Below are 5871 nucleotides of genomic sequence, written 5' to 3'. Positions count from 1 at the left end.
GATCTCCTCCTCCCGGTCCTGCGGGGTCACCACGAGCACCGGTCGGTCGGGTGCGACGACGCTGCCGGCGGTCTCGGCGAACCTGCCGTCGGCCGGGACGTTGAGCGCGCCGCGCAGGTGCCCGGCGGCGTACTCCTGCGGGTCGCGGGCGTCGACCACGACGGCGCCGTCGGCCCGGGCGGCCAGGAACTCGGCCGGGGGGAGCGGGCGGGCCGGCCGGGCGTGGTCGAACAGCTCCCGCGCCTTGCGGTTGAGCACCGCGTCGAAGGCGAAGTAGCCGGGCGCGGCGGGCTGACCGCCGGTGACCAGGGCGAGGAAGCGCTCCTGGCTCATCGGGGCGCAGGCGTAGTTGGTGCGGCGTTGCTCGCCGATGGTGGACTGCCGTTCGGTGGACAGGTTCTTGCCGCAGGCCGAGCCGGCGCCGTGGGCGGGGAAGACGCGCACCTCGTCGGGTAGGCCCATCAGCTTGTGCTGCACGCTGTGGTAGAGCATGCGGCCGAGTTCCTCGGCGGTCACGCCGAACGAGGCGAGCAGGTCGGGGCGGCCCACGTCGCCGATGAACAGCGCGTCGCCGGTCAGCACGCCGTACGGGACCGCGTCGTCGGCGTGTTCGTAGACCAGGATGCTGATCGACTCCGGTGTGTGGCCCGGGGTCTCCATGATTTCCAGGGTCACGTCGCCGAGGCTGATCCGTTCGCCGTCGGTGAGCTTGCGGCTCGGGTACTCGGTCTCGGCCCGGCTCCCGTAGCCGATCCACGCGCCGGTCGCGGCGGCCACCTCGAGGTGCCCGGCGAGGAAGTCGGCGTGGAAGTGGGTGTTGACGACGCCCTCGATCGTCAGGCCGTGCGCCTTGGCGTCGGTGAGGTACTCGTCGATGTCCCGGCGCGGGTCGACGAGCACGGCCCGGCCGGTGCGGTCGTCCGCGATCAGGTACGAGGCCTGGGACAGACAGTCGAGGTAGTACTGGGTGAACAACATGAGCCGCACTCCTTCGCGCAGTGATGTCGGGCGATACGGCAACTGTAGCGCATACCCCGGGGGGTATATTCCGAGGCGGCTGTCGCCCGGAAGTATTTGCCGGAACGGCAAGGTTCCTTGCTGGCCGGTGGACCCCGGCGCACGATGGCGAGGGCCCGGGCGGGCAGACGCCCGGCGGCGAGGAGGCGGACATGACGGGGCACCACCACGAGCACCCGGCGGCGGACACCGACCCGGCCCGGTTCTGGGACGAGCGGTACGGCCAGCGGGACCGGATCTGGAGCGGCCGGGTGAACCCGGTCCTGGCCGAGGTGGCCGCCGCGCTGCCCCCGGGCACCGTGCTCGACCTGGGCTCCGGTGAGGGCGGCGACGCGGTGTGGCTGGCGTCGAGGGGATGGCGGGTCACCGCCGTGGACATCTCGTCGGTCGCGCTGGACCGCCTCGCCGTGGAGGCCGAACGGGCCGGCGTGGCAGACCGGATCACCACCGTCCGGCACGACCTCACCCAGGGCTTCCCGCCCGGCCGGTACGACCTGGTGTCCGCGCAGTTCTTCCAGTCGCCGCTGGTCCTGCCCCGGGAGACGGTGCTGCCCCCGGCGGCCGAGGCGGTCGCGCCCGGCGGCCGGCTGCTCGTCGTCGAGCACGGCGCGCCGCCGCCCTGGGCCGGGCCCGACACCGGCCACCACCGGTTCGCCGAACCGGAGGAGATTCTGGCCGCGATGAGCCTCGACCCGGACGGCTGGGACACCGAGCGGCTGGGCGCGGCGCGCCGTACCGCCACCGGCCCGGACGGGCAGACCGGCGAGTTGATCGACCACGTGGTGCTGGTGCGGCGCCACTGACCGGACGCGCGGGATGGGAGCACCGTCGGCCACCTTGTTGCACTATGTTGGCAACAGCAAAGATGCAGCAACAAAGTGGAGGATCGATGGCGCTCTACACCCTGCCCGACATGCCCTACGACTACGGCGCCCTGGAGCCCGCCATGTCCGGCGAGATCCTGGAACTGCACCACAGCAAGCACCACGCGGCGTACGTCAAGGGCGCCAACGACGGGCTGGAGCAGCTCGCGGAGGCGCGTGCGAAGGGCGACTTCGGCCGGCTGGTCGGGCTGGAGAAGACGTTCGCGTTCAACCTGTCCGGGCACGTGCTGCACACCATCTTCTGGGGGAACCTGTCGCCGGACGGCGGTGACCGCCCGGACGGCGAGCTGGCCGCGGCGATCGACGAGCACTTCGGCTCGTTCGACGCGTTCGCCGGCCAGCTGTCGGCGGCAACGAAGAGCGTGCAGGGCTCCGGGTGGGGCGTACTCGCCTGGGAGCCGCTGGGACAGCGACTGATCGTCGAGCAGGTCTACGACCACCACGGCAACGTCGGCCAGGGCACCACGCCGCTGCTGGTCTTCGACGCCTGGGAGCACGCCTACTACCTGCAGTACCGCAACGTGCGTCCGGACTACGTGGACCGGCTGTGGAACCTGGTGAACTGGTCGGACGTGATCGCACGCTTCGACGCCGCCCGCGCCGCGACGCCGAAGATCTGATCCGGTGAGCGGGCCCACCCCCGAGGCGGCGGAACTGGTGCAGCGCGCCGCCGGGGTGATCGCGGCCAAGCACCGGGGTGACCTCGCCGGTGCCGAGGATCTGCTCGCCGCGTTCCCCGGCGAGCAGGCCCGGACCCTCGGCTTCTACCTGCTCGCCGACCTGGCTCTCGGCCTGGTGCGGGCGAGCAGTGGGCAGAGCATGGACGACCTCGTCCGGGAGTTGTCCCTGCTGATCGCGGCCACCGCCGGCCGCCCGCCCGCCCCGAGCTGATCCCGGTGCCCGTGGGTCCCCCGCCCACGGGCCCCGACCCGGCCGCCCGCGCGGGCGGCCGGGTCAGCACCAGCACCAGCAGCCCGGCCGCGCACAGCGCGGTGCTCATGCCGTACGCCCACCGGTAGCCGACCTGCGCGGAGAGCCCGAGCAGCGGCCCGGCGAGCATCGCGCCGATCGGAAACGTGTTGGTGAACAGCGTGGTGGCCCGGCCCGGCTCGCCCGGCAGCAGATCCTGCACGTAGGCGATCCCGACGCCGGACACCGCGGCGATGAACAGCGCGTTCACCGGCTGCGCGAACAGCAGGAACGGCACGCTCGGCGCCAGCGCGGCGGCCGCGTAGTAGGCGACCCCGCAGCCGCCGCCGACCAGGATCAGCGGCCGCAGCCGGACCCGCGCGGTCAGCGCGCCCAGCCCGAGGATCAGCGGGATCTCCAGCGCCGCGCACAGGCCCAGCACCAGCCCGGCGCGGGAGGGGACGTCGTGCAGTACGGTGTCGAGGAACAGCGGCATCGCCTGCACACCGACCGTCAGCGGGCACTGGAGCAGCACGAACGTGAGCGCCGTCAGCGCCAGCCGCAGCCGGGACGCGCCGCGCGGGCCGGGCGTGGCGCCGTCCGGATCGGCCGCGACCGGCCGCGCCGGCAGCGGCAGCTCCTCCAGCCGGAACGCGGCCACCAGCGCGGCCAGCGCGTACATGACGGCGGCCATGCCGTAGACCAGGCGGAAGCCGCCGACGTCGAGCAGCACCGCGGCCAGCGCCGGCCCGGCCACCCAGGCGACCGAGAACACGGTACGCATGAGGCTGACGCCGAACGCGGCCCGCGCCGGATCGTCCCTGTCGAACAGCGCCCGGGTGTACGCGAACGACTGCGGGAACAGCGAGTTCGCCAGCGCGGTGGCGGTCGCGGTCAGCCCCAGCAGGATCCAGTAGTCCCGGACGTACGCGGTCAGGCCCGCGCCCAGCACGCCGGCCAGCGCGGCGCCGACCAGCAGCGCGCGCCGGATCGGCAGGCGGTCCGACAGCCGGCCGATCAGCGCGGAGGCGACCACCCCGGACAGCGGCGCGACGACCAGGAACACGGTCACCCGTAGCGGACTGGCGTGGACCTCCCGGTCGAGGAACAGCGACAGGAACGGCAGCACCACGGCGGTGGACAGACCGACGGTCAGGAAGACCACACCCAGCGGGAGCAGCCGGAATCGGCCGGCGCGCACCGCCGGCCTCGTGTCCACAGCCATGCGGCGGACTGTACGCCGCGGCGGCGCGGCGGCCGACCGGGGTTCCGCGGCCCGGACGGTCCCGGCGCTCAGCCGGCCGGGCGGGGCGGTACGCCGGCCCGGTCGCAGGCCTCCCGGTACATGCGCACCACCTCCCGGCGGATCTGCGCCCGTTCGGTGAGCCGGTGGGCGAACGGGACGCGCACCGGAACCTCCGTGCCGCCGACGGTGACGGCGAAGTCGATGCCGTCGGCGTCCAGGCCGGTGGTGCGGGCCGCGGTGGCGTCCGGCCGGCCGCCGAGCGTACGGCAGATCAGCAGCGCGTCCCCGGCGTGGTCGTCGTTCATGTGCCGGCTGACGGCGGCGACCACCTCCGGCGGGAAACCGGCGCTCACGCGGCGCCCTCCCGGCTGCCCGCCGCCACCAGGCGACCCAGGTCGGTGAAGACCGCGATGTTGTGCTCGTACGCCACCAGCACCTCGTCGCGCAGCGCCGCCCGGCCGGTCTCGTCCAGCGCGAGCGCGTCCAGCCTCGCCCGGTAGGCGTCCTTGTACGACTTCGGATCGGTGATCCGCGGGAAGCGGTAGAACGACGCCCCGGCCTCGCCGGTCACCCCGTAGTACCGGGCCACGCAGCGCCCGATGTGCCGCCCGCCGGACAGGTCGCCGAGATAGCGGATGTAGTGGTGCGCGATGAACCGCTCGGGCGATCCGGCGCAGGCCGAGGTGATCCGCGCGGCGTACGCGACAGCGGCCGGGACCGGCTCCATCACCTCGCGCCAGCGCGGGCCGAGCAGGAACCGCAGGTCGGCGGCGAGCGCGGGCAGCCGGGTCAGCGCGTCGTCGACGAACGGGCCGGCCAGCGGGTCCTCGCGCATCGTCTCCGCGACGCCCTCCAGCGCCGCGTAGATGCCGTGGTGCGCGACGACGAGCGCGGTGTAGCCGGCCACGTCGAGCTCACCGGCGGTGAGCGCGGAGACGTACCGCTGGGACTCGGCGCTCTGGTGCGCGTCGCGGGTCTCGGCGCGCAGCCGGGCCGCGAACGTCTGTGTATCCATCTGCTATCTCTCCTCGTCGGCTGACGGTCTTGCGGGCCGGCCGCGTCGGGGCACGATCAGCGGCAGCCCGTCACGCGGGTGGGGGACGACGTCGATGTCGTACCGGTAGACCCCGCTGAGCAGCGGGGCGGTCAGCACGTCGCGCGGCGCCCCGGCGGCGCGGACGCGTCCGTCGCCGAGCAGGGTCACGGTGTCCGCGTACGCCCCGGTCAGCGTCAGGTCGTGCAGCACCACGACCACGGCGTCCCCGGCGCGGGCCCGCTCCCGGGCGATGTGCATGACCAGTTCCTGGTGCCGCAGGTCGAGCGCGGCGGTCGGCTCGTCGAGCAGCAGCGTGGTGGCCCGCTGCGCCAGGACCCGGGCCAGCGCGGCGCGGGCCTGCTCGCCGCCGGACAGCGCGGGGTACGGCCGGGCCGCGAAGCGGGCGACGTCGCAGCGGTCGAGCACGTCGGCGACGACGGCGTCGTCCTGGTCCCGCTCCGGCCGCCCGGCCCACGGCGCCCGGCCCATCCGCACCACCTCCCCGACCGTGAACGGGAAGCTGAGCGTGTTGCGCTGGGCGAGGACGGCCCGGCGCCAGGCCAGCTCAACCGGGCTCCACGACTCGCGGGGCAGACCGTCGACCTCGATCCGGCCGGCGGCGGCCGGCACGTCACCGCTGATCGCGCCGAGCAGCGTCGACTTCCCGGCGCCGTTCGGCCCGACCAGGGCGTGCACCTCGCCGGCGCGTACCTGAAGGTCGATCCCGTCGAGCACGGTCCGGCCGGCGCGTTCGACGCGCAGCCCGGCCACCCGGATCC

The 5871-nt window shown here is 74.1% G+C and carries 7 protein-coding genes; 2 read left to right on the top strand and 5 right to left on the bottom strand.

Features of this window, described 5'->3' with window-relative positions:
• Positions 1 to 978 (bottom strand): MBL fold metallo-hydrolase (locus tag KBX39_RS20645; protein ID WP_210872033.1); only part of this gene is annotated, 978 nt, incomplete at its 3' end.
• Positions 979 to 1169: 191 nt separating this feature from the next.
• Between KBX39_RS20645 and KBX39_RS20640 the strand changes: the two genes are divergently transcribed.
• Both KBX39_RS20640 and KBX39_RS20635 read left to right on the top strand, forming a co-directional pair.
• Entirely contained in the window at positions 1170 to 1820 is a 651-nt protein-coding gene (locus tag KBX39_RS20640) for a cyclopropane-fatty-acyl-phospholipid synthase family protein (RefSeq protein WP_210872031.1), read from the top strand.
• 86 nt (positions 1821 to 1906) lie between these two features.
• The gene (locus KBX39_RS20635; RefSeq protein ID WP_064445658.1) at positions 1907 to 2521 is read left to right on the top strand and encodes a superoxide dismutase; all 615 of its coding nucleotides are present in this window, start codon (positions 1907 to 1909) and stop codon (positions 2519 to 2521) included.
• On the opposite strand, the gene KBX39_RS20630 is transcribed toward KBX39_RS20635, so the two are convergent.
• The 4 genes from KBX39_RS20630 to KBX39_RS20615 form a co-directional block, all read right to left on the bottom strand.
• Entirely contained in the window at positions 2434 to 4035 is a 1602-nt protein-coding gene (locus KBX39_RS20630) for a sugar efflux transporter (protein ID WP_247660399.1), read from the bottom strand. The two genes, KBX39_RS20635 and KBX39_RS20630, sit on opposite strands and share 88 nt — an antisense overlap.
• Positions 4036 to 4103: 68 nt before the next feature.
• On the bottom strand, positions 4104 to 4409 hold the full coding sequence (locus tag KBX39_RS20625; protein WP_013286808.1) for a DUF2470 domain-containing protein: 306 nt from the start codon (positions 4407 to 4409) through the stop codon (positions 4104 to 4106).
• Complete coding sequence (locus KBX39_RS20620) at positions 4406 to 5071, bottom strand: heme oxygenase (biliverdin-producing) (RefSeq protein WP_064445661.1); 666 nt, start codon at positions 5069 to 5071, stop codon at positions 4406 to 4408. Before KBX39_RS20620 ends, KBX39_RS20625 begins: the two co-directional genes overlap by 4 nt.
• A gap of 3 nt (positions 5072 to 5074) precedes the next feature.
• A partial coding sequence (locus KBX39_RS20615) for a heme ABC transporter ATP-binding protein (RefSeq protein ID WP_312247469.1) occupies positions 5075 to 5871 on the bottom strand: 797 nt, incomplete at its 5' end.

The organism is Micromonospora sp. D75 (assembly GCF_018070405.1).
Classification (GTDB): Bacteria; Actinomycetota; Actinomycetes; order Mycobacteriales; family Micromonosporaceae; genus Micromonospora; species Micromonospora chalcea.
The sequence above is the reverse complement of the archived record's forward strand: the minus strand, read 5'-3'. Positions and strand labels throughout refer to the sequence as shown.